The organism is Microbispora sp. H10949, from assembly GCF_014161435.1.
GTDB classification, from domain to species: Bacteria; Actinomycetota; Actinomycetes; order Streptosporangiales; family Streptosporangiaceae; genus Microbispora; species Microbispora triticiradicis.
In genome coordinates, this window is sequence record NZ_JABBWZ010000001.1 from 414,971 (window position 1) to 437,966 (window position 22,996).

General features: G+C 72.8%; 13 protein-coding genes. 7 read left to right on the top strand and 6 right to left on the bottom strand.

Annotated features, from left to right (window positions below):
* Positions 1 to 192: 192 nt before the first annotated feature.
* The 3 genes from HHX40_RS36165 to HHX40_RS01915 form a co-directional block, all read right to left on the bottom strand.
* A complete protein-coding gene (locus HHX40_RS36165) occupies positions 193 to 2,658 on the bottom strand; it encodes a cellulose binding domain-containing protein (RefSeq protein WP_182879171.1) in 2,466 nt (821 codons plus the stop codon).
* A 597-nt stretch (positions 2,659 to 3,255) separates the two neighbouring features.
* Positions 3,256 to 6,309, bottom strand: coding sequence for a bifunctional [glutamine synthetase] adenylyltransferase/[glutamine synthetase]-adenylyl-L-tyrosine phosphorylase (locus HHX40_RS01910; protein ID WP_182879172.1), 3,054 nt, complete (start codon positions 6,307 to 6,309; stop codon positions 3,256 to 3,258).
* 245 nt (positions 6,310 to 6,554) lie between these two features.
* On the bottom strand, positions 6,555 to 7,307 hold the full coding sequence (locus HHX40_RS01915) for a type 1 glutamine amidotransferase (protein WP_182879173.1): 753 nt from the start codon (positions 7,305 to 7,307) through the stop codon (positions 6,555 to 6,557).
* A gap of 378 nt (positions 7,308 to 7,685) precedes the next feature.
* Here HHX40_RS01915 and HHX40_RS01920 point away from each other — a divergent pair, with 378 nt between their 5' ends.
* Both HHX40_RS01920 and HHX40_RS01925 read left to right on the top strand, forming a co-directional pair.
* Positions 7,686 to 9,029, top strand: a complete 1,344-nt coding sequence (locus HHX40_RS01920; protein ID WP_182879174.1) for a serine hydrolase domain-containing protein — start codon at positions 7,686 to 7,688, stop codon at positions 9,027 to 9,029.
* Positions 9,030 to 9,174: 145 nt separating this feature from the next.
* Positions 9,175 to 10,077: an alpha/beta hydrolase gene (locus tag HHX40_RS01925; RefSeq protein ID WP_182879175.1), complete on the top strand. Its 903-nt coding sequence runs from the start codon at positions 9,175 to 9,177 to the stop codon at positions 10,075 to 10,077.
* Here HHX40_RS01925 and HHX40_RS01930 read toward each other — a convergent pair whose 3' ends face one another.
* Entirely contained in the window at positions 10,078 to 10,821 is a 744-nt protein-coding gene (locus HHX40_RS01930; protein WP_182879176.1) for a hotdog fold domain-containing protein, read from the bottom strand.
* A gap of 162 nt (positions 10,822 to 10,983) precedes the next feature.
* Positions 10,984 to 12,345 carry a type I glutamate--ammonia ligase gene (gene glnA / locus HHX40_RS01935; RefSeq protein ID WP_138461265.1) on the bottom strand — a complete coding sequence of 454 codons (1,362 nt, stop codon included), beginning with the start codon at positions 12,343 to 12,345 and terminating at the stop codon, positions 10,984 to 10,986.
* Positions 12,346 to 12,523: 178 nt separating this feature from the next.
* Between glnA and HHX40_RS01940 the strand changes: the two genes are divergently transcribed.
* Positions 12,524 to 14,596 (top strand): sensor histidine kinase, encoded by a 2,073-nt coding sequence (locus tag HHX40_RS01940; protein ID WP_182879177.1) that lies wholly within the window; start codon positions 12,524 to 12,526, stop codon positions 14,594 to 14,596.
* Between the two features lie 143 nt (positions 14,597 to 14,739).
* Here HHX40_RS01940 and HHX40_RS01945 read toward each other — a convergent pair whose 3' ends face one another.
* Complete coding sequence (locus HHX40_RS01945; protein ID WP_310737900.1) at positions 14,740 to 15,699, bottom strand: ArsR/SmtB family transcription factor; 960 nt, start codon at positions 15,697 to 15,699, stop codon at positions 14,740 to 14,742.
* A gap of 70 nt (positions 15,700 to 15,769) precedes the next feature.
* Here HHX40_RS01945 and HHX40_RS01950 point away from each other — a divergent pair, with 70 nt between their 5' ends.
* The 4 genes from HHX40_RS01950 (at position 15,770) to HHX40_RS01965 (ending at position 22,818) form a co-directional block, all read left to right on the top strand.
* The gene (locus HHX40_RS01950; RefSeq protein ID WP_182879178.1) at positions 15,770 to 16,987 is read left to right on the top strand and encodes an MDR family MFS transporter; all 1,218 of its coding nucleotides are present in this window, start codon (positions 15,770 to 15,772) and stop codon (positions 16,985 to 16,987) included.
* Positions 16,988 to 17,067: 80 nt separating this feature from the next.
* Positions 17,068 to 19,248, top strand: a complete 2,181-nt coding sequence (locus tag HHX40_RS01955; RefSeq protein ID WP_182879179.1) for a sensor histidine kinase — start codon at positions 17,068 to 17,070, stop codon at positions 19,246 to 19,248.
* A gap of 254 nt (positions 19,249 to 19,502) precedes the next feature.
* Positions 19,503 to 21,008 (top strand): BTAD domain-containing putative transcriptional regulator, encoded by a 1,506-nt coding sequence (locus HHX40_RS37510; protein ID WP_182879180.1) that lies wholly within the window; start codon positions 19,503 to 19,505, stop codon positions 21,006 to 21,008.
* Between the two features lie 52 nt (positions 21,009 to 21,060).
* Positions 21,061 to 22,818 carry an NAD+ synthase gene (locus tag HHX40_RS01965; RefSeq protein ID WP_182879181.1) on the top strand — a complete coding sequence of 586 codons (1,758 nt, stop codon included), beginning with the start codon at positions 21,061 to 21,063 and terminating at the stop codon, positions 22,816 to 22,818.
* Positions 22,819 to 22,996: the final 178 nt, after the last annotated feature.

Genomic DNA, 22,996 nt, shown 5'->3' on the forward strand with positions numbered 1-22,996 from the left:
CTCGTAGCCGTCGAGGTGCCCGTAGCCGTGGCGGTACCCCCGCCCCCTGTGATCCCCGCGGACCGCACACGCCCGCCGTGATCCGTCCGTCAGGTCGCACGCCTGCGGCCGTACGCCCAGATACGCGCCCCCGGAGACGGCCGCGCCGGCGCCGAGGAGCGGATTGCCCAGGCGCCGGCGCGGACTGTGAGATCAGGAGGCGGTGCAGGTCAGGGATGCCGGAGCGCCGTTGCTCCCGCTGGAGGAGCCGGTGAAGCCGAACGTGGTCGAGGCTCCGGCTCCGAGGGCGCCGTTGTAGGAGACGTTGCTCACCGAGACCGCGGACCCGCTCTGGGACAGGGTGCCGTTCCAGACCTGGGTGATGGTCTGGCCGCTGGGGAACGTCCAGCTCACCGACCACGAGGTGGTGGCGGCGGCGCCGGTGTTCCGCACCGTTACCTCGCCCTGGAATCCGCCGGGCCACTCGTTGACGACCCGGTAGGCGGCGGCGCACCCCCTGCCGCCAGGCGACTGGCTCGGAGATTGGCTGGGAGACTGGCTCGGCGACTCACTCGGAGACTGACTCGGAGACGGACTCGGAGACTGACTCGGCGAGGACGAGGGAGAGGCCGACGGCGACGGTGACGGCGACGGCGACGGCGACGGCGACGGCGACGGAACGGTCTCGTTCTTGATGTCCTGGTAGGCCGCCTCAAGCCCGGCGGCGGACATGACGGACCGCGCGCCGGTCGGCCAGTTGCCGTTGGTGACCGTGGTGTTGCCGTAGACGGTGTTGCCGCGGTCGCCGTTCGTCACGTCGGTGGAGCTGCTGGACGCCCAGTTGTTGGTGACCGTCAGGGCTCCGGTGTTGTTGCCGCCCTGGTAGTTGCCGTGGGCGAACATCCACCAGCTGCCGTCGAAGACGTTGTTCGTCGCCGTGATGGAGCGGGATCCCTCGTCGAAGTACAGGCCGAACTGGCCCGTGCCCGCCCTCAGGCAGTAGTTGCCGCTGATCTGACCGCCGGGGTTGGCCGACAGCGTGTAGACGCACGCCCCGTCGTTCATCTGCTGCATGACGTCGTGCACGTAGTTCTGCGTGATCTTGTTGTTCGACGCGGTGGTCGCCGTCGAGTACCGCGGCTGGTAGTTGTACAGGCCCCGGTTGGTGTAGTCGGAGCTGCCGCCCGCATCGTTGGAGCCCCATCCATACCCGAAGGCGACCCCCAGGTACGGCATGTTGTAGATCTCGTTGTGCGAGATCGTGGCGTTGGTCACATAGGTGGGCAGGAACGAGGTGATGCCCCGGTAGTCCACGCCGATGTCGTGCACCAGGTTGTTGGTGAAGCTGAGGTCGCGGTTGACCATCCGGGAGTCGCTCGGATGGTGCGCGTCGGCCTGCACGCCGCCCGCGACCACCGCACCCGCCGCGCTGTACGCGAACACGTTGCCCGTCACCGTGATCGAGCTTGCCCCCAGGCCCACGCCGGACGCGTGGGCGTTGGCGTCGTTGCCGATGCCCAGCGCCGTCTGGCCCAGGTTCAGGAACCGGTCGCGGACGAAGCTGATCGTGTTGGCCGCCGACACCTGGACGGCCGCGGGCATCTGGTTCCAGTGCGGACGCACCGACTCGAACTGGGTGCACCCATACTGGCAGGACGACAGCGCGTTGCTCGGCCAGTTCCAGTCGCCCGAGATGTACGCCCCCGTCTGCTGGTCGGCGTACCCCTGGTTGCTGCTGGGCCCCAGCCAGCTCGTCCCGGCGAACGTGATGCCGGAGAAGGTGATGTGGTGCGCGGGCGCGGCGTAGGTGCCGCCGAGCTGCACCAGCGACTGCAGGAGGGGAAGCTCCACGTCCGCGGTGCTCATGTTCTTCCCGGACGGCGGGATGTAGTACAGCACCCCCGTGCCGGTGTTCAGGTACCACTCGCCGGGCGAGTCCAGGAACTCGTACGCGTTCTCCAGGTACATCGGTCCCTTGCGGTAGGGGTTGACGATGGTGTCGTACCCGAAGGTGTTGTTGTTCCAGGCCGGCTGCTTCATCGTGATGAAGTTGCCGGAGATGCTCTGCACGGGCACGTACCGGTCGGTGAACGAGCCGATGCCCTGGAGCTCGATCCGGCTCTGGCCGGCCAGGTTGTTCAGGTAGCTCAGCGCGCTGTTGCTGAACCGCAGGCCGGTGCCGGTGGCGGTGAAGTCGGCCCGGTTCACCGTGGTACGGGCCCGGGTGGCCATGCGGCCGTCGACGTACAGCTGCCGGGTGTCGATCCCGGTGCCGACGCTCGCCTTCCAGATGTTCTTCCCGGAGTCGGCGACGGTCCATCCGGTGACCTGCCTGGCGCCGCTGATGACCGGGCGCGCCCCCGGCTCCGCCTGCCAGACGACCCGGTAGCCGTTGCTTCCGGAGTCGGCGGCGGTGAACCTGAGCGGCGAGGTGCGCCGGTACACGCCGTCGGCGAGCTGCACGACGATGTCGCCGGACATGGAGCCGTTCTGCGACCGGACCGCCGTCTGCGCCGCGTCCAGGGAGCACGGCTCGGCGGAGGAGCAGGCGCTGCCGGTTCCGGAGGGCGACACGTACAGGGTCGTCGTGGCGGCGAGAGCCGGGATCGCCGGGGCGGCTGCGGCGACGGCGGTCGCCGCAGCCGCCGCGGCGATCCCCGTCACGAGCGGTCTCAGCACCGCTGCCCGAGGGGAGAAGCCGTGTCGGCGCGGCTTGTCACGATGGTTCACGTGTTCTCCAGGGAGTGCTCGACGCGTCTCGTGATGGGCCGAGGACGCCGGACAGGCCAGCCAGGCGAGTGCGCGCGAAGCCTCCGCCCGCGGTCGCCGTCCTGGCCGGGCCACCGGGGGCCCAGTGGCTTGAGTACTAATTACCGTGTGATCAGCGAAGTCAGTCAAGGCGCTTGTGCATGCCTATTTTCGGCACCGCGCGCCGAGGCGCGCCGTCCGGACGCGCTCTACCTCCACCAATATCGCGATCCACCTCAGCGTTCGTCCCTCTCGGTCCACCACTGGCAGGCGATGAGTCGTACTCATCGAGGCTCCCAGCCGGGGACTCCGGTATGAAAGAAACCTGAAACGAAGCCGCGGTCGTGCGGTGCCACGGCATGCCGGACCGCCGAAGCCGGGCCGCGCACGCCGGCCCGGCGGGAGAGCGGGCCGAGAAGGACCCGGAGAGTCGCCAGGGATCTGGACAAGGGCGACCGCGACCGCGCCCGGCGGGTCCCGGGAGACGGGGGACCAGCCGGGCGGCGGGGGTCAGTCAGCAGCGAGGGGTCAGCCCTCGTAGAAGACTCGCTCCACGACGGTCCTGGCCCGCCGGGTGGCGCGCCGGTAGTCCTCCACGAAGTCCTCGGTGCCCTCCGGCGGGTAGCCGAGGGCCCGCGCGAGCAGCAGCCGCTCCTTGACCAGGGTAGGGATGCTGTCGGCGGCCCGGCCGCGCACCAGCATCAGCGCGTCGCGGATGCGCGAGGCGAACAGCCACGCCTCCGCGAGCACCGCCTCGTCGGCCGGGTCCAGCAGGCCCTCCGCCGCCGCGGCGCGCAGCGCGTCCAGCGTGCGGGTGGTGCGCAGCGCCGGTACGGCGCCCGCGTGCCGCAACTGGATGAGCTGGGCCACCCACTCCACGTCGGTCAGCCCGCCCCTGCCGAGCTTGGTGTGCAGGGCCGGATCGGCGCCGCGCGGCAGGCGTTCGGCCTCCATCCTGGCCTTGAGCTTGCGGATCTCCCGTACGGCGTCGACCGATATGCCGCCCTCCGGGTAGCGCATCGGATCGACGAGGGCCGTGAACTCCCGGCCGAGGTCGGCGTCACCCGCGCAGAACCGGGCGCGCAGCAGCGCCTGCGCCTCCCAGTGCGAGGCCCAGCGGTCGTAGTAGGCCTTGTAGGAGGCGATCGTGCGGACGAGCGGCCCCTGCCGTCCCTCCGGCCGCAGCCCGGCATCGATCTGCAGCGGCGGGTCGGGGGCGGGCCGCGCGAGCAGCCTGCGCGTCTCCTCGGCCACCGCGTGGGCCGCGTCGGTGGCGTCCCGCTCGGCCACGCCGGGCAGCGGCGCGTGCACGAACATCACGTCGGCGTCGCTGGCGTAGGAGCTCTCCAGGCCGCCGAGGCGGCCCATGGCGATCACGGCGACGCGGGTCGGGAACGGCTCGCGCCGCTCCAGCGTGACCTTGTTGATCGCCGCGGTCAGCGCCGCCTGGATCGTCACGTCGTTGAGCGACGAGAGCGCCTGGCCGACCTCCTCGATGTCGATCAGGCCGGACAGGTCGGCGCAGGCCGTACGGAGCAGTTCCCGGCGGCGCAGCGCGCGGGCGGCGGCGACGGCGGTCTCGGCGTCCTCCGCGTAGCGGCCCACCGCCGCGGCCGCCTCGCCGGCCAGCGTCGCGGCCGGCCGGACGGCGAGCTCGGCGGGCGAGCCCAGCATGCCGACCGCGTCCGGGGCGTGCAGCAGCAGGCCGGTCACGTACTTGCTGGTGCCGAGCAGGTGGGCGAGGCGCTCGGCCACGGCGGTCTCGTCCCGCAGCAGGCGCAGATACCACGGCGTGCTGCCGAGCTTGTCGCTCACCTGGCGGAACCCGAGCAGGCCGGCGTCCGGGTCGGGGGCGTTGGCGAACCAGCCGAGCATGACCGGCAGCAGCGTGCGCTGGATGGCCGCGCGGCGGGAGACGCCGCTGGTGAGAGCGGCGATGTGCCGTAAAGCGCCCTCGGGGTCGGCGTACCCGAGCGCCTGGAGCCGCGCGGTGGCGGCGGCCGCGGACAGGCGGGTCTCGGTCTCCGGCAGGCGGGCGACGGCCTGCAGCAGCGGCCGGTAGAACAGCTTCTCGTGCAGCCTCCGCACCTCCAGCGCGTGCCGCTTCCAGGTGGTGGTGAACTCTCCCACCGGGTCGGTGATCATGCCGAGCCCGCGGCCGATCCGCCGCAGGTCGGCGGTGTCCGACGGCACCACGTGCGTGCGGCGCAGCCGGTGCAGCTGGAGCATGTGCTCGACCTGCCGCAGGAAGGTGTACGCCTCGGCGAGGGCCTTGGCGTCGTCCCGCCCGACGTAGCCGCCCCGCGACAGGGCGGCGAGGGCCGACAGCGTCGCCCTGCGGCGCAGCAGCGGGTCGGAGCGGCCGTGCACGAGTTGCAGGAGCTGGACGGCGAACTCGATGTCCCGCAGCCCGCCGGGCCCCAGTTTGATCTGCCGGTCGGCCTCGCTCACCGGCACGTGCGCCTCGACCCGGCGGCGCATGGACTGCACGTCCTCGACGAAGTTGGGCCGCGCCGCGGCCTGCCACACCAGGTCGTTGACCGCGGCGACGTACTCCTGGCCGAGGTCCAGGTCGCCGGCGACCGGCCGGGCCTTCAGCAGCGCCTGGAACTCCCAGGTCTTGGCCCAGCGGCGATAGTAGGCCAGGTGGCTTTCCATGCTGCGGACGAGCGGGCCCATCTTGCCCTCGGGACGCAGGTTGGCGTCCACCTCCCACAGCGCGCCCTCGCGGGTGCTCGCCGAGCAGGCCCGCATCATGCCCTGCGCGAGCCGCGTCGCGATCTGCAGCGCCTTGGTCTCGTCGACGCCCTCCTTCGGCTCGGCCACGAAGACGACGTCGACGTCGGAGATGTAGTTCAGCTCGCGCGCCCCGCACTTGCCCATGCCGATGACGGCGAGCCGCACGTCGCCGGCGTCCGCCACCTCCGCCCTGGCGATGGCGAGGGCCGCGTCGAGCGCTGCGGCGGCCAGGTCGGCCAGCGCGGCGGCGGTCTCCGCGAGCGTGCACTCGCCGGTCACGTCCCGCGCGGCCAGGTCGAGCAGCCTGGTCCGGTGGGCGACGCGCAGCGCGTCCATCGCCTGGGCGGCCACGCCCGGTTCGGCCGCGCCCGCCGTGGCCCCGCCGGCCACCGGCTCGGCGGCGTCCGGGTCCGCCCCGACCGCCAGCAGCAACTCCTCGCACAGCTCACGGGCGCCGGGCCACTGCGGCGACCCGGCCACCGTCAGGCAGTCCGGGTGCCGTACGACGTGCTCGCCGAGCGCCGCGCTGATCCCGAACACACCGAGCAGCCTGCGGCGCAGCGCGGGATCGGCGCGGAACGTGCCGAGCACGCTCGGATCCCGCTCGACCAGGCGGCTCAACGTGGTGAGCGCGAGATCGGGGTCGGCCGCCCTGACCAGGTCGTCGAGCAGCGCGAAGTCGCCGACCGCCTCGGGGCCGAGGTCGTCCAGCAACCGTTCGGCCCGCGCGCCGTCGGCGAATCCCAGTGCGGCCAGGCGCCCAGCCGTCGTCTGTATCCGCGGCGCCGCGTTCACCGTTCCTTCCTCCACCCCGACGTCGATCACGTCGGTCCCCCGAGACATGCCTTCCCAGTAACCGTACACAGGGATGGACGCCTCCTCGCAGAGATCGGTCCCCCCTCGGGACCCGATTCCCGAACGGACGCCTCCCGGCGTCCACTGATGTCGCAGCTCGGCGCGTGCCGGGCTCGCGCACACGGTAACCCGGTGGGTTGTGCGGCGTCCTTAGCGGTTTCTCTGCGTAATCGGCGCATCACGCGGTTTGCCCGCGTCCCTTTCCCATGCCTCCCGCGCGGCGGGACGGCAGGTCAGAGCCGTGTCACCTGGGCCGCGAACGCCTCGGCCAGCGGCCTCCAGGTCTGTTCGAGCTCCCGCCCGGCCGCCGTGACCTGCATGGTCAGCTCCGCCGCCGCCTCGGGCGCGAGCTCGCCGCTCCCGGCCCAGGAGGCGAAGATCTCGGGCGTGGCCTCGGGGTGGAACTGCACCGCCCAGGCATGGTCGCCGAGCCGGTAGGCCTGGTTGGCGTACCGCACGCCGGTCGCGAGGCGCACCGCGCCGGGCGGCAGGGTGGTCATCGCGTCGTAGTGGTACTGCACCGTCCGCAGAGGCGCCGACCGCAGGTGCTCAGATCGCAGGGGCTCAGATCGCAGGGGTACCGTCCCGCCGGTCGGCGCGGACAGGAGCGGGTCGTCCGCCGCCTCGGGCAGCGGTTCGATCTCGCAGAGGCCGATCTCCGGGCCCGCGTCGCCGCGCTCGACGGTCCCGCCGCAGGCCAGGGTCATGAGCTGGGCGCCGAGGCAGATGCCGAGAACCGGGACGCCGCCGTCCACCGCGCGCGCGAGCAGGTCCCTGGTGGCGGGCAGCCACGGATACCCCTCGTCGTCCCACGCGGCGGCGGCGCCGCCGAGGACGAGCAGCCCGCCGCCCGCGGTCGCGGGCACCGCCTCTCCCTTGTACGGCCGGACGACCTCGACGCCGACGCCGGCGGCCTCCAGCCAGCCGGCGAAGTAGCCCAGACCGGCCTCGGCCTCGTGCTCGATGACGAGCAGACGTTCATCCATAGCGCGCAGCTTAAAGACGCATGACAGGACAGGCGATACCTGGGTCGCACGCGCACAGCCGCCGCACCCGGACGACCACGGCGGGGTCGTCGCCCGGCCGCACGACCGCGGGCGCGGGAGTAACGGCCGGTCCCAAGATGAGTAGTGACTGCTCTATCCGTACGTGCCGGAGGGCCCCGACGCTGATGCGTGCAGACCCCGAGCCGTCCGAGATGAGGCAGAAGTGTCCGAGAACGACGATGTCAAGGTCCCTCAGCCGGGACAGAACCAGGCGCCCTTCCCGCCGGTCGTGCCCATCGGCGTGAACCACAACGAGATCGCGATCGAGGCGTGATCGGCCGCGGAGGAGCGATCGGACCCTCCGGTGACGGAGATCCGATGAGGCGGAAGAGACTGACCCGGCGCGACTTCGGCCGGGTGGCGGGGCTGGCCGGGCTCGGAGTGGCCGGAGGCGTCCTCCTGCCCGGGACTCGGGGGACGGCGCACGCCGACACCTTCGAGCCCGAGTTCCCCAGGCCCGTCTTCAAGGTGACCGGCTCGACCGATCCCGGGCTGGACGCCTTCAACCAGGCCATGAGCAGGTTCATGCAGGACCGGAACATCTCCGCCGGTTCCCTGGCCGTCAGCCGCAACGGCAAGCTGGTGCTGGCCCGCGGATACAGCTTCTCGCGCAACCTGCATTTCACGGTCGAACCGACCGCGCTGTTCCGGCTCGCCAGCGTCAGCAAGCCGATCACCGCGGCGGCCGTGCTCAAGCTGGTGCAGGCCGGAAAGCTCAGCCTCGACGACAAGCTGACCGACCGGCTCACGCTGACACCGCCGCCAGGCAAGACCGCCGACGCCCGGCTGGCGAACGTGACCGTGCGCAGGCTCCTCCAGCACCTGGGCGGCTGGGACAGAGCCCTCACGCCGGACCCCATGTTCCTCGATTCCGTCATCTCGAGCGAGCTCGGCGTGCCGCTCCCGATCAGCCGGTCCAACATCATGCGGCGCACGACCGGCGTACGGCTGGACTTCGACCCCGGGGCCAGGTATGCCTACAGCAACTACGGCTACATGCTGCTCGGCCGGATCATCGAGAAGGCCGGGGGGATGCCGTACGCCACCTACGTCCAGGAGAAAATCCTCAATCCCCGGGGCATCACCAGGATGCGCCAGGGCCGCTCCCTGCCCGAATACGCCGCCCCCGGAGAGGTCTCCTACGAATCGAAGCAGGAGGCGGTCTACGTCTTCGACTCCTCCGGCAGTCTGGTGCCGTCCCCCGACGGCGGCTTCAACCTGGAGAACATGGACGCCCACGGCGGCTGGCTGGGCAGCGCGGTCGACGTCGTTCGGTTCGGCGACCTGTTCGACCAGCGCGGGATCAGGTACGACCCCGTCCTGGACAAAATCACCTTCCCGACGCTGGAAGGCGACTCGATCGACCAGGCGTTCGCCCAGCCGGAGATCGGGGTCCAGCCGGGCGGGTGGTGGTACGGGTGCGGCTGGGTCGTCCGCAACGCCGGAGGCGGCATCGACGCCGCCCACAACGGCAGCCTGCCCGGCACGACCACCCTGCTCGTACGCCGCCACGACGGCCTCAACTGGGCCGTCCTGTTCAACCGGAGGCGTGACGACGACACCGAGCTCGAATTCGACGCGTCCATCGACACCGCCCTGCGCCAGGCGGCCAACGCCGTGACGTCGTGGCCCTCGGTCAACCTGTACCGGGACTACCTCTGACCGGTGCCCCTACCGGCTCTGTGCCCGGCTGGGTCCGCCACCGAGCGAGGAGGCGAACCTGCCGGGACACGCCCCGGCCGCCGCACACCCCGGCCGCCGGCGCCCGGGTCAGGCGCGGCATGCGCGGTTCCGTACAGTCCGTTCCATGAAGTTCGACGAAGTCGCCGTCCCCGGCGGGCGGCTGCGGATCGCCCGGTTCGGCGACGGCCCGCGCCTGATCATCGCGGCGCACGGCATCAGCGCCTCCCTCATGGCCTGGCGGGCGGTGGGCGACGCGCTGCCGCCCGGCTGGTCGCTGGTCGCCGCCGACCTGCGCGGCCGCGGCCACAGCGCCGGCCTGCCCGGCCCGTACGGCCTGGACCGGCACGCGGAGGACCTGGAACTGGTGGCCCGGCACGTCGGCGCGGACGGCACCAGCGTGCTCACCGGGCATTCGATGGGCGCCTACGTCGCCGCCCTGCACGCCGCCGCTCGAACCGCCGCCGCTCGAACCGGGGCCGCGCGGGATGGAGGGTGGCGTTATGCCCGGGTCGTGCTGGTGGACGGCGGCCTGCCGCTGCCGCTGCCGCCGGGCGCGGACCCCGACGAGGTGATGGCGGCGACGCTCGGCCCCGCCATCGCCCGGCTCTCCCGGACCTTCCCGGACGTGGAGGCGTATCTCGACCTGTTCCGCGCCCACCCCGCGCTGGCCGACGGCTGGTCCCCGGTCGTCGAGGAGTACGTCCGCTACGACGCCACCGGACCGGACGGCGCCGTGCGGTCGCGCGTCCGCGAGGAGGCCGTACGGCAGGACGGCCGCTGGCCCCTGACGAGACACGCGGAGCTCGGCGCGGCGCTGAAGGCGATCGAGCCCGCGCCGCTCCTGCTCCGCGCGCCCAGAGGGCTGCTGAACCAGGACGTCGGGCTGCAGCCCGACGATCTCACCGCGCGGTGGAAGGCGGAGCTGCCGGGGCTGCGCGACGAGGTCGTCCCCGACTGCAACCACTACACGATCCTGTTCGATCCCCGCTGCGCCGCGCTCGTGGCCGCCCGCCTCACCGCCGGCTGATCACTTGGGGATGATCCAGGTCGCCCGGGCGGCGGCCACCAGCGTGCCGTCCACCTCGTAGACCGCGCTGGTGCCGAAGATCTTTCGGCCCTCGCGGCCGGTCGCGCGGGCGACGACGGAGTACCTGCCCATCGGATAGACCCGGCGGAACACCTGCCCGGTGAGCCGCCCGAGGAGCGGAGGCCGGGCGGGCTCGGCGCCGGTGAACGCGCGGTGGTGCGCCCACCCGGTGGCGCAGTCGAGCGCCGCCCAGACGATCGAGCCGGGGACCACACCCTGCTCGTCGGTGACGTTGAACGGCACCCGCCATCCGGCGGCCACCAGGTCGGTGCCGTCCACCGGACCGGGGAAGATCCGCAGGCCGTCGCCCGGCTCGCGCAGGCCGCAGGCGAAGCAGCCGGCGATGGCGTGGCCGTGCAGTCCGGGGAAGCCCGACTCCGCCCGCGCCGCGTCGGTGAACGACACGAACGGCGGCGGCGTCAGCGGCTCCGCGACGGGGATGGCCTCGGCGAGATGGCTCTCGCCGACGCTCAGGACGACGGCGTTGCCGACCTGTTCGAGCGTCAGCCCGGTTTCGAGCGGGACCGGTCTGCGGAGGGTGACCTCCACCGGAGATTCATGACCGGCCCCCGTCAGCGTGCCGGCGAGGGTGCCCGCGATCCATCCGCCGTTGGCGGTGCCCTCGGGCCCCCGGAAGCGCTTCGGTACGGTCAGAACGGTCTGCAGTCCCGCAGCCGCCGTCATATGGCCACGTCCTCCCTGAGTCACGTCGATACGGCTCACCCGTAAGGGTCGCAACAAGTGCGCCGATTTTACTGTTCCGGCATACGAAACAGTTAAACGGACGGGAGTGTCAGGAAGATTTGCAACCTGTAACGTCGCCGTGACGCCGGGACGGCGCGGCGGCTACAGCACCGGCAGGTAGCGGCCGAGCTCGTACTCGGTCACCTGGCGGCGGTACTCCTGCCACTCGGAGCGCTTGTTGCGCAGGAAGTAGTCGAAGACGTGCTCACCGAGGGTCTCGGCGACGAGCTCGCTGTGCTCCATCGCCGCGATCGCCTCGTCGAGCGACTGGGGCAGCGGCTGGATGCCGAGCGCGCGCCGCTCCGAGCTGGTGAGCGCCCACACGTCGTCCTCGGCCCCCGGCGGCATCTCGTACCCCTCCTCGATGCCCTTGAGCCCGGCCGCCAGGATGACGGCGAAGGCGAGGTAGGGGTTGCAGGAGGAGTCGAGCGACCGGAACTCGATGCGGGTGGAGCCGCCCTTGTGCGGCTTGTACATCGGCACCCGCACGAGCGCCGAGCGGTTGTTGTGCCCCCAGCAGATGTACGCGGGGGCCTCGCCGCCGGCTCCGGCGATCGCCTCGGCGCCGCCCCACAGCCGCTTGTAGGAGTTCACCCACTGGTTGCACACGGCGGTGATCTCCGCGGCGTGCCGGAGCAGGCCGCCGATGAACGACCGGCCGATCTTCGAGAGCTGGTAGTCGGATCCGGGCTCGTAGAAGGCGTTGCGGTCGCCCTCGAACAGCGACATGTGCGTGTGCATGCCGGAGCCGGGGAAGTCGGTGAACGGCTTGGGCATGAACGAGGCCCACACGCCCTGCTCCAGCGCCACCTCCTTCATCACCAACCGGAACGTCATGATGTTGTCGGCGGTGGTGAGCGCGTCGGCGTACCGCAGGTCGATCTCCTGCTGGCCCGGCGCGCCCTCGTGGTGGCTGTACTCCACCGAGATGCCCATCGACTCCAGCATCATGATCGCGTTGCGGCGGAAGTCGTGGCCCGCGCTGTGCGGGGTGTGGTCGAAGTAGCCGCCCTCGTCTATCGGCTCGGGCCTGCTGCCCTTCTCCGGCCGGTTGCGCAGCAGGAAGAACTCGACCTCGGGGTGGGTGTAGAAGGTGAACCCCATGTCGGCCGCCTTGGCCAGCGTCCGCTTCAGCACGAAACGCGGGTCGGCGTGCGACGGCGAGCCGTCCGGCATCAGGATGTCGCAGAACATGCGGGCGGCGCCCGGCGTCTCGCTGCGCCACGGCAGGATCTGGAACGTCGAGGGGTCGGGCTTGGCCAGCATGTCCGACTCGTAGACCCGCGAGAAGCCCTCGATCGCCGAGCCGTCGAACCCGATGCCCTCGGCGAAGGCACCCTCCAGCTCGGCCGGCGCGATCGCCACCGACTTCAGGAAACCGAGCACGTCGGTGAACCACAGCCGGATGAACCGGATGTCTCGCTCTTCGAGCGTGCGGAGGACGAATTCCTGCTGGCGGTCCAAGGCGTACCTCTCGGAGTTACAGAACGGCGTGTCTACCAGTTTGCCTCGTTCGTGTTTCACAGGGGTTACGAGGGGGTGTGAGAGCGAACCAACCGCCCCCGCGCGTAGTCGTTGCTCATTGATCCGGCGTTGATCCGTCGTCCAGTGAGCATCGACCCGCGCGTTCTACGGTCCCCGCATGCCGGTGCACGACCAGAAGGAGTTCCCGCCCGTGGCACGACCGCCGCTCGACACGCGCGCCCTCGACTGGTCCGGCCGGGTGCGGGCGTACGGCCCGGCCGTCGCGGTGGCCATCGCGTGCGCGGCGGTCGCCCTGGAGATCGGCGACATCTGGGTGACCGCGCAACTGCCGCCGTCCCCCTACAACCCGCTGCCGTTCGCTCCGGAGGACGTGGCCGGCACCACGTTCCCGATCTTCGGGGCGCTGCTGGTGATCTCCCGGCCCCGGCTGCTGCTCGGCTGGCTGCTGTGCCTCGGCGGCCTGGGCTCAGCCGCCAACATCCTGGCGGCCAACACGGCGGCCCTGCTCGTCCTGAACGGGGGGCATCCGCTGGTCCACCCGCTGTGGGTGTTCGCCGACGGGGTGTGGAACCTCACGACGTACGCGCTGGGCGTGCTGCTGCCGTTGCTGTATCCGACCGGGCGGATCCTGTCCAAGCGCTGGTGCGTGCCCGGGGCGATCACCGCGACGGCCCTCGGCCTCGACTGGCTGTGCTCGTGGATCGCCCCGTCGAGCGTGCGTACCGGCGGCAACGCGCTGGAGGTGGCGGCCTTCGCGCCGTACTACGCGCAGACCCGCCAGGGCCTGCACATGGTCGTCGCGGTGGGCATGGCGCTGGCGTTCTCCTCGCTCGTCGTGCGGTTCCACCGGGCCGACGGGATAGAGCGCCGGCAGATCCTCTGGCCGCTGGTCGCCATGGCCGGCCTGGTCGTCCCGTGGGTGATCGGATATCCGGTCTGGTGGACGGCCACGCTGACGCTGCCCCTGGTGCCGGCCGCGATCGCGGTCGCCGTGCTGCGCTACCGCCTCTACGGCATCGACACGCTGATCAGCCGCGCCCTCGTCGGCGCCGGCCTGGTCGGCGTGGTCGCCGCCGTCTACGTGCTCGTGGGCGCGGGCTCCAGCCTGGTCCTGTCCGGCGTCGACCGGTTCGCCGGGCTGGCCGCGGCCCTGTTCGCCGGGGCGTTCTTCCATCCGATCCGCCGCGGGCTGCAGCGCCTGGCCGACCACGCGTTGTACGGCAGGGGCGGCGACCCGCACGCGCTGGCCGCCGGGCTGCGGCGGCGGCTGCCGCACGCCGACCCCGCGCACGCCCTGCTCGCCGCCCTGGAGGTGCTCCGCGACGGCCTGTCGGTCACCGGCATCGCGGTGGAGATCGACGGGAAGACCACGACCAGCGGCCGGGTGGGCCCGGTGGCCCGCGAGATGCCGCTGGTGTGGCACGGAGAGCCGGTCGGCCACATGCTGATCGGGCCGCCGGGCCGCCGCCGGTTCCCCGCCGCCCACGACGAGCGGGTGATCGCGGTGCTGGCGCCGTACGTCGCGGACGCGGCGCACACGGTACTCCTGACCACCGCGCTGCAGCGCTCCCGCGAGCGCATCCTGACCGCCGGGGAGGAGGAGCGGCGGCGGCTGCGCCGCGACCTGCACGACGGGCTCGGGCAGACGCTGGCGTCGATGGCGATGACGCTCAACGCGGCGCGGGTCAGCCTGGAACGCTCCCCCGACGCCGCCGACACGCTGCTCCGCGACCTGCGCGAGGGCATGGACACCGTCACCGCCGACGTCCGCCAGCTCGTGTACGGCCTGCGTCCCCCCGCGCTCGACGACCTCGGGCTGGCGGGAGCCGTACGGGCCCTGGTCGAGGAGGCCCGGCCGGGCCTGGCGGCCGGGGCGGAGTCGGCCGCCGAGGTCGAGGTGACCGGCGACCTGGCCGGGCTGCCCGCCGCCGTGGAGGTAGCGGCCTACCGGATCGTGCAGGAGGCGCTGACCAACGTGCGCAAGCACGCGCGGGCGCGGCGCGTGCGGGTGGTCCTGCATCGGAACGGTGAGCTGCGGGTGACGGTGGCCGACGACGGCGTGGGGCTCCCGGCGAACCGCAGGGCGGGCGTCGGCCTGTGCTCGATGGCGGAGCGGGCGGCCGAGCTGGGCGGCACCTGTGCCGTCGCCTCCGAGCCCGGCCATGGCACGACCGTCACGGCCCGCCTGCCGGCCGTACCCGGGCAGTCCCTCGGCGGCGCGTGGTCCTGACGGCCACGCCGAACCGGCGGCCTGCCCCTGAACGGCGGGCACAGACCGGCGGGCACAGACCGGCGGGCACAGACCGGCGGGCACAGACCGGCGGGCACAGACCGGCGGGCACAGACCGGCGGGCACAGACCGGCGGAGCCGGATCAGCGGGCGGCGGTCAGCGCGTCCCCGACCGGCGTCCGCCGGTAGAGCACCTCGCGGCCGAGCCGCTGCCGCGTCACGAGCCCGCCGCCGGACAGCACGGTGAGGTGCTGGCTGACCGCGCCGGGCGTGAGGCCGAGCCGCCGGGCGAGCCCGGTGGTCGTGCCGGGCTCGGCCAGCGCGGTCAGCACCTGGGCCCGGGTGCGGCCGATGAGCGCGGCCAGCTCCGGGGCGCAGGGCACGCCGGCCGACCACAGCGTGCCCACCCCGCGCGCCGGGTAGCACAGCATGGGCCGGTACGGCTCGTACATGACGGCGACGCCCGGCGAGGAGAAGGCGCTCGGCACCAGGACGAGGCCGTCGCCGCCGAGGTCGCCGTCGTAGGCGCATCTCCTGGCCGTCACCAGACGGTCGCCGTGCCAGGCGACGTCGGGGTGCAGGTCCGCGAACAGCTCACGCACTCCCCCGGCTGCGAGCCTGCGGGCGCGCCACATCACGTCCGCCTCCAGCAGCGCGCGGACCGCCGGCCAGAACTCCTCCAGGGCGACCGTCCAGTACCGCCCGAGCAGGTCCGCCACCCGCCGTACGCCCGCGGCGGGGTCGGCCGTGAACCGCGAGAGGGCCGCGGGGTCGGGCGTCTGCACCCACGCCGCCTCCTCGTACGCCGTGCCGGGAGGCGTGGCGCGGACCCGCTCCAGCTCGCCGAGGAAGTCGGGCAGCGGCGTGTCCGGCGGCGGCGTGAGGAAATCGGGCAGATAGCCGCTCAACGGCACCAGCGCGAACAGGTCGGTGAGGTCGAGCCCCCGCAGGCGCGGCTGTACGGCCCGCAGCCACGGCAGGTGCGGCGAGTGGCGGGCGGGGGCCCGCAACACCCGGAGGCTCGCCACGAGCTCCCACATCGGGGAGAAGGCGAACCGCAGCCGCGCCACGTCGTCCGGCGTGAACCGCCACTCCACCGGCACCGCGCCCCCATGTTTCAGCCAGGCCTAAAACATTCGCACGGCGGACTCCGGATGTCCAACAGTGATCGGCGTGACAACCGTTTCCGGCAGGGCGGACAGGACAGGCGGGACGGGGTTCCTCCGGTCGAGGGCCGGCGGCCTGCCCCGGCCGTTCTGGGTGCTGTTCGGCGGCTCGTTCGTGAACCGTCTCGGCACGATGGTGGAGCCGTTCATCGGCGTCTACCTCACGCAGGCGCGCGGCGTGCCGCTGGCCACCGCCGGACTGGTGATGACCATGTTCGGCGTGGGGTCGCTGCTGGCGCAGCCGGTCGCCGGATGGCTGAGCGACCGCTTCGGGCGCCGGGTCACCCTGACGGGCGGGATGGTCGCGACGGCCGTCACCATGCTCGCGCTCGGCTACACCACGAGCGTGCCGGGGCTCGTCGCGGGGATGCTCGTGCTGGGGATAGTGGTCGACGCCTACCGCCCGGCGTCGCAGGCGATCGTCGCCGACCTGGTGCCGCCGGAGGACCGGCCCCGGGCCTTCGGGCTGCTGTTCTGGGCCGTCAACCTCGGGTTCGCGGTGGCGATGGTGGCCGGCGGCTGGCTCGCCCGCTCGGGCTTCACGGTGTTGTTCTGGGTGGACGCCGTCACCTGCCTGATCTTCGGCGTCCTCGTGTGGAGAGCGATCCCCGAGACCCGCCCGGCCCGTGAAGACACGCCGCCCGGCCGGTTCGCCGACGTGCTGCGCGACCGGGTCATGCTCGCCTTCGTGCTGGCCAACCTGGCGTACGCGCTGGTCTACCTGCAGGCCTACAGCACACTGCCGCTCGCGATGACCGGGCAGGGCCTGCCGACCAGCGCGTACGGCATGGCGATGGCCGTGAACGGCCTGCTGATCGTGGTCGTGCAGCCGGTCACGACCACCTGGCTGGCCCGGTTCGACCCGTCCAGGGTGCTGGCGGCCGGGTTCGCGCTCGTCGGGCTCGGGTTCGCGCTGACCTCCCTGGTGTCGTCGGGGGCCGGGCACGCGGCGACCGTGGCCGTCTGGACGCTCGGCGAGGCGCTGACCGCCGGGATCCCGGGAGCCATCGTCGCGACGCTCGCCCCCGCCCATCTGCGGGGACGTTACTCCGGCCTGTACGGACTGTCGTGGTCGGCCGGCGCGCTGCTCGCGCCCCTCGTCGGCACCCGGCTGCTGGCGGACGCGCCGGGCCTGGTCTGGCCGGTGCTGGGCGGCCTCGGCCTGCTCGCGGCGGGAGCCCAGCTTCTCCTCGGCCGCGCGGTCCGCCGCCGCTCCGCCGCCTGACGAAAGGGCCGCGTCCCGGCCGGCGGCGTCCCGGTTTTCTGTTCCAGGGCGGAACGGGACAGGACATAATTCGGTCCAGAATGGAAGAGAACCCCCCTGCCTTCCCCGCGCGCACGATGGCGTACGCGATGGCGGCCGTCGCGCTCGGACTGACTCTCCTGGGGGTCGTGGTCCAGCTCCGGCTCCCCGCCGAATGGCAGCCGCACCCGGCGATCCCGCCCGACGCCGGCATCGCCCTCACGTTCCCGGCCACGGGGGCGTTCCTGGTGTCCCGGCGGCCCCGGCTCATCATGGCCTGGCTGATGTGCGCCGGCGGGCTGCTGGGGTCGGTGAACGTCGCCTTCACCGCGTTCTCGTTCTACTGGGCCTCGCAAGGTGAGATGGGCGCGGCCATCGCCGCACGCGCGGTGTACCTCGTGGGCTGGGCGGTGGCGGGCCTGATGCTCGCGGTCCTGCTTCCGCTCTACTCCCCCGACGGCCGGCTCCCCTCACGCGGGTGGCGGGCCGTCGTCGTGGTGGGCGTCCTCACCACCGTCTTCCTGATCGTCATGGGCCTGGTGCGGCCCGATCCGGATCCCGCGGACTACCCCTGGCCCGAGGTGATCCACAATCCGCTGGAGATCAGGGCTCTCGCCCCCTACTACCAGTCGCTCTGGTTGGCGCCGCAGGTGCTCGTCCAGGTCTGCGTGGTCGCGGCGCTCGCCTCGCTCGCGCTGCGCTTGCGGCGGGCCGACCCGGCGACGCGGCGGCAGATCGCCTGGCCGCTCCTGTTCTTCGCCGTGTACGTCCTGTTGTACCTGCTGGGAGCGTCGGCGTCGGTCGCGGCCACCCTGTGGACGGCGCTGATCCCGCCGTCGATCCTCTTCGCGGTCCTGCGCTACCGGCTGTACGGCATCGACACCCTCATCAGCCGGACGTTCGTCAGCGTCGGGCTGCTCGTCGTGGTCGGCGCGGTGTACTTCGGCGTCGGAGCCGCCTCCAGCCTGTTCGTCTCCGGATACCACCAGGTGGCCGGGCTCGCGGCGGCGCTGTTCGCGGGCGCGTTCTTCCAGCCGCTGCGCCGCGCCCTGCAAGGCGTCGTGGACCGCGCGCTGTACGGGCCGGTGGGCGACCCGGCGCTGCTCGCCGAGCGGCTGACTCAGGAGGTGCGGCGGGCCGACCCCGCCGACGCGCTCGCCTCGGTGGTGACGGTCGTGCGGGACGGCCTCGCCGTGGAAGGGGTCGCCGTCGAGATCGCCGACGGCAGTCCGCGGTACGTCGAGAGCGGCCACGTGGGGCCCGAGCCCCGCGAGGTCCCGCTGGTCTGGCACGGCGAACCGGTGGGCCGGCTGCTGGTCGGCCCGCCGGGCGCCCGGAGGTTCGCCGCCGCGCACGACGAGCGGGTGCTCGCCACCCTGCTCCCCTACGTGGCCGACGTGGCCCACGCCGTACGCATGGCCGCCGACCTGCAGCGGTCGCGGGAGCGCATCCTGGCCGCCCGCGAGGAGGAGCGCCGGCGGCTGCGCCGCGACCTGCACGACGGGCTCGGCCAGACCCTCGGGGCCATGGCGATGACGATCAACATCGCGCGGATGAGCCTCACCCGGTCGCCCTCCGCCGCCGACGGCCTGCTGCGGGACCTGCGGGTGGGCATGGACGCCGTGGCCGGCGACATCCGCGAGCTCGTGTACGGCCTGCGTCCGCCCGCCCTCGACGACCTCGGGCTGGCGGGAGCCGTGCGCGCCCTCGCGGCGGAGACGCTGCCCGCCGGCGGCTCCGGGCACGAGGAGGACGCTCCGGCGCCGGTGGACGTCACCGTACGGGCCGAGGGCGACATCGCCGGGCTGCCGGCCGCCGTGGAGGTCGCGGTCTACCGCATCGTGCAGGAGGCGCTGAACAACGTACGCCGCCACGCGCGCGCCACCCGGGTCCAGGTCGAGATCACCCGGACCGGAGCGGTGGCGGAGACGGGACCTGGAGCAGAGGCGAAGGCAGGAGCGGGGACGGGGACGGGGGCGGGACCTGGAGCCGCGGCGGCAGAGGTGGAGGCAGAAGCGGGGGCAGGGCCTGGAGCGGAGGCAGAAGCGGGGGCGGAGGACGGCGGCGGCGAGCTGCGGGTGCGGATCACCGACGACGGCATCGGCCTGCCCGCCCACCTGCGCGCGGGAGTGGGCATGTCCTCGATGCGCGAACGCGCGGCGGAACTCGGCGGCAGTTGCACGGTCACCGCACCCGACATCGGCGGCACGGTTGTCGAGGCCCGCTTCCCGCTCACCTCCTGACGCCCCGAACCGCCTCATTCCCTGCGTTGCCCGCATTGCCTGCCCCGCGCGCTGCCGGGCTCTCGTGCACGTCCGCTCCCGCCGCACCGCCTGAACCTCATGCCCGGCGACGGGAGCCCCCCGGGTGCCCTCCGCCTCCAGTGCCTGCATCCGGCGTTCCGGGGGGTGTGAGCAGGCATGTCATGACCTCGTGACACAACCGAAAGGCGCGCGGCGCGTCTTCGGGGGTCGCTGCCCTTACGCTTACCCGTGCGATGGTGATTTTTCGTGCTCTGGGGCCGTTCGAGGCTATTTCCGATGGCGAGACGCTCGATCTGGGCGGGCAACGGCAGCAGGCCGTGCTCGCCCGGCTACTCGTGGCCGTAGGGCGCGCGGTGCCGGTGAGCGCGCTCATCGACGAGCTGTGGCCCGGCGAGCCGCCCGCCCAGGCGCTGTCCACCATCCAGGGGTACGTCTCGCGGCTGCGGCGGGCGCTCGAACCCGGCCGCGCGCCGCGCGAGGAGGCGGGCATCCTGGTCTCGGCTCCCCCGGGTTACGCGCTGCGCGCCGGTGTCCAGGACGTGGACTCCTGGCACTTCGAGCACCTGGTCAAGAGCGACCACGACGGACCGGCCGCGACGCTGGAGCGGATGGAGACGGCCCTCGGCCTCTGGCGGGGGCCCGCGCTCGCCGGGTTCCAGGAGCTGATGTGGGCGCAGGCCGAGGCGATGCGGCTGGACGAGCTGCGTCTTCTCGCCGTGGAGCGCCGCGCGGACGCCGCCCTGCGGCTCGGCCGCACCGGCGCCCTGATCCCGGACCTGGAGGCGCACGCCTCCGCGCACCCGCTGCGGGAGGAGGCCTGGCGGCTGCTCGCGCTCGCGCTCTACCGCGCCGGGCGGCAGGGCGACGCGCTCGGCGCGCTGCGGCGGGCCAGGGAGGCGCTGCGCGACGAGCTCGGCCTCGACCTCGGCCCCACCCTGCAGCGTCTGGAGCAGGACATCCTCGCGCAGGCGGGGCACCTCGACGCCCCCGAGGCGGGCCCGGCCTCCGGCGTGTCGCCCGGAGCGCGGGTCACTCCTCCCGCGCCCGACACGCCGCGCGGAACCGAGCCGGCGCGGGCCGGCGCGCGTGCCCTGCGCGTGCTGATCGCCGACGACCAGGCGCTGGTGCGCACCGGCCTCAAGGTGATCCTCGACAGCGAGCCGGGGCTCGACCTCGTGGGGGAGGCGGAGAACGGCGAGCAGGCTATCGCGCTCGTCCGCGACGCGCGGCCCGACGTGGTGCTCATGGACATCCAGATGCCGCGCCTGGACGGCCTGGCGGCGGCCCGGCGGATCCTCGCGGCGGAGGCCCCGCCGAAGGTGATCATGATGACCACCTTCGGCACCGACGAGAACCTGTACGCGGCGCTGCGGGCCGGGGTGAGCGGTTTCGTGCTGAAGACCTCGGCGCCCGAGCAGCTCATCGCGGCGGTCCGGGCGGCCGTCGCGGGGGACGCTCTGCTGGACCCGGCGGTCACGACCCATCTCATCTCCGCCTTCGCCGGGCGGCGCGACCCGTCGGCGCCGGAGGGCCTGTCCGACGCCGACGTCGACCTCATCAAACTCGTCGCCCGGGGCTTCACCAACCGGCAGATCGCGATGACACTCGACGTGCCGGAAGGCGAGGTCGCCGGCGACGTGACGGCGCTGCTGCGCGCGCTGGGGCTGGTCGACCGCGCCCAGTTGGTGGTCCTCGCGTACGAGAGGGGTCTGGTCAGCCCGGGAACACCCGGCGCCTGAACTACTTATCGTCAGTTTGACGACAAAAAACCGGACACCTTAGGGTGGGGGCGTGGCTCAACTGCGTATCGCTCTCGCCCAGACCAATCCCGTCGTCGGAGACATCGCCGGCAACGCGGAGACCCTCGTCGAGTGGACCCGCCGGGCCGCCGGGCGCGGCGCGCACCTCGTCGTCTTCCCCGAGATGTTCCTGACCGGCTACCCGGCCGAGGACCTGGTGCTCCGCTCGTCGTTCGCCGAGGCGTCGATCGCGACGCTGTCCGAGGTGGCGGCGCGGCTCGCCGACGAGGGGCTCGGAGACCTCCCCGTCGTGGTGGGATACCTCGACCGCGCCGACCTCGCCCCTCGCGTCGGGCAGCCGAAGGGCGCCCCGCTCGACGCCGCCGCCGTGCTGCACCGCGGCCGGGTCGTGGCGAAGTCGGCCAAGCACCACCTGCCCAACTACGGGGTGTTCGACGAGTACCGCTACTTCGTCCGCGGCGACCGGCTGCCGATCTTCCGGCTGCACGGCGTCGACGTCGCCGTGGCCCTTTGCGAGGACCTGTGGCAGGAGGGCGGGCCGGTCTCGGTGGTCGCCGAGGCGGGCGCCGGGCTGCTCGTCGTGCCCAACGGCTCGCCGTACGAGACCAACAAGGACGACGTGCGGCTGGAGCTGTGCGCGCGGCGGGCCCGCGAGGCGGGCTGCGCCCTCGCGTACGTGAACATGGTCGGCGGCCAGGACGAGCTGGTCTTCGACGGCGACTCCCTCGTCGTGGACGCCTCCGGCGCGCTCGTCGCCCGCGCGTCCCAGTTCCGCGAGGAGCTGTTCGTCACGGACCTGGAGCTCCCGGAGGCCGCGGTCGAGCTCGGCGAGCCGAGCCATGACTCCTACGACGCCCACGACGGGACGGTCATCACGGTCGAGCGGGTGCTGCTGTCGGCCGACCCGGTCGAGCCGTACGAGCCGGAGCCCCCGGTCGTCGCCGAGCGGCTGGACGACCTCGCGGAGATCTACCACGCGCTGGTGACCGGAGTGCGCGACTACGTGCGGAAGAACGGCTTCAAGTCCGTCATCCTCGGCCTCTCCGGCGGCATCGACTCGGCCCTGACCGCCACGATCGCGGCCGACGCCATCGGGCCCGAGCGGGTCCACACGGTGCTGATGCCGTCGCGGTACTCCTCGGACCACTCGATCACCGACGCCGAGGAGCTGGTGCGCCGCCAGGGGGTGAACGCGCAGGTCGTGCCGATCGCCGACATCGTCTCGGCGTTCGAGAAGGAGATCGCTCTGACCGGCCTGGCCGCGGAGAACCTGCAGGCCCGGGTGCGCGGCATGCTGCTGATGAGCCTGTCGAACGAGCACGGCCACCTCGTGCTGACCACCGGCAACAAGAGCGAGCTCGCCACCGGCTACTCCACCCTGTACGGCGACTCGGCGGGCGGCTACGCGCCGATCAAGGACGTGCTGAAGAGCGTCGTCTGGAAGCTCGCGGAGTGGCGCAACGCCCAGCCGGGGGTGCCGCCGATCCCGGAGAACTCCATCACCAAGGAGCCGAGCGCGGAGCTGCGGCCCGACCAGCGCGACACCGACTCGCTGCCGCAGTACGAGGTGCTCGACAGCCTGCTGCGCGACTACGTGGAGCGGGACATGGGGCGGGACGAACTGATCGCGGCCGGGCACGATCCCGAGCTGGTGACCAAGGTGATCCGCATGGTGGACCTGGCCGAGTACAAGCGCCGCCAGTACCCGCCGGGGCCGAAGATCACGCCCAAGAACTTCGGCCGCGACCGCCGCCTGCCCATCACCAACCGCTGGCGCGAGCGCCTCTAGTCGCCCGCCGCGCGCCCCGCGGGTCCGCGGCGGCCTCCGGGGGCGATGGTCCTCCCGGCGATGCCGGACAGGGTGTCGTCGCCGCCGATGTCGGACGGAGGCGGCCAAATGGTGCCCGGCCGCCGTTCCGCGCGGCCGGGCGTGGCCGGCCGCGCGGGGGTTCACTCAACGGGCCGTC

Bases quoted from the DNA above. Each gene is read 5' to 3' on its own strand.
- HHX40_RS37510 (WP_182879180.1), top strand. From the start codon at position 19,503: ATGGTGATTTTTCGTGCTCTGGGGCCGTTCGAGGCTATTTCCGATGGC.
- HHX40_RS01915 (WP_182879173.1), bottom strand. From the start codon at position 7,307: ATGGATGAACGTCTGCTCGTCATCGAGCACGAGGCCGAGGCCGGTCTG.
- HHX40_RS01955 (WP_182879179.1), top strand. From the start codon at position 17,068: ATGGAAGAGAACCCCCCTGCCTTCCCCGCGCGCACGATGGCGTACGCG.
- HHX40_RS01925 (WP_182879175.1), top strand. From the start codon at position 9,175: ATGAAGTTCGACGAAGTCGCCGTCCCCGGCGGGCGGCTGCGGATCGCC.
- HHX40_RS01930 (WP_182879176.1), bottom strand. From the start codon at position 10,821: ATGACGGCGGCTGCGGGACTGCAGACCGTTCTGACCGTACCGAAGCGC.
- HHX40_RS01910 (WP_182879172.1), bottom strand. From the start codon at position 6,309: ATGTCTCGGGGGACCGACGTGATCGACGTCGGGGTGGAGGAAGGAACG.
- HHX40_RS01920 (WP_182879174.1), top strand. From the start codon at position 7,686: ATGAGGCGGAAGAGACTGACCCGGCGCGACTTCGGCCGGGTGGCGGGG.
- HHX40_RS01940 (WP_182879177.1), top strand. From the start codon at position 12,524: ATGCCGGTGCACGACCAGAAGGAGTTCCCGCCCGTGGCACGACCGCCG.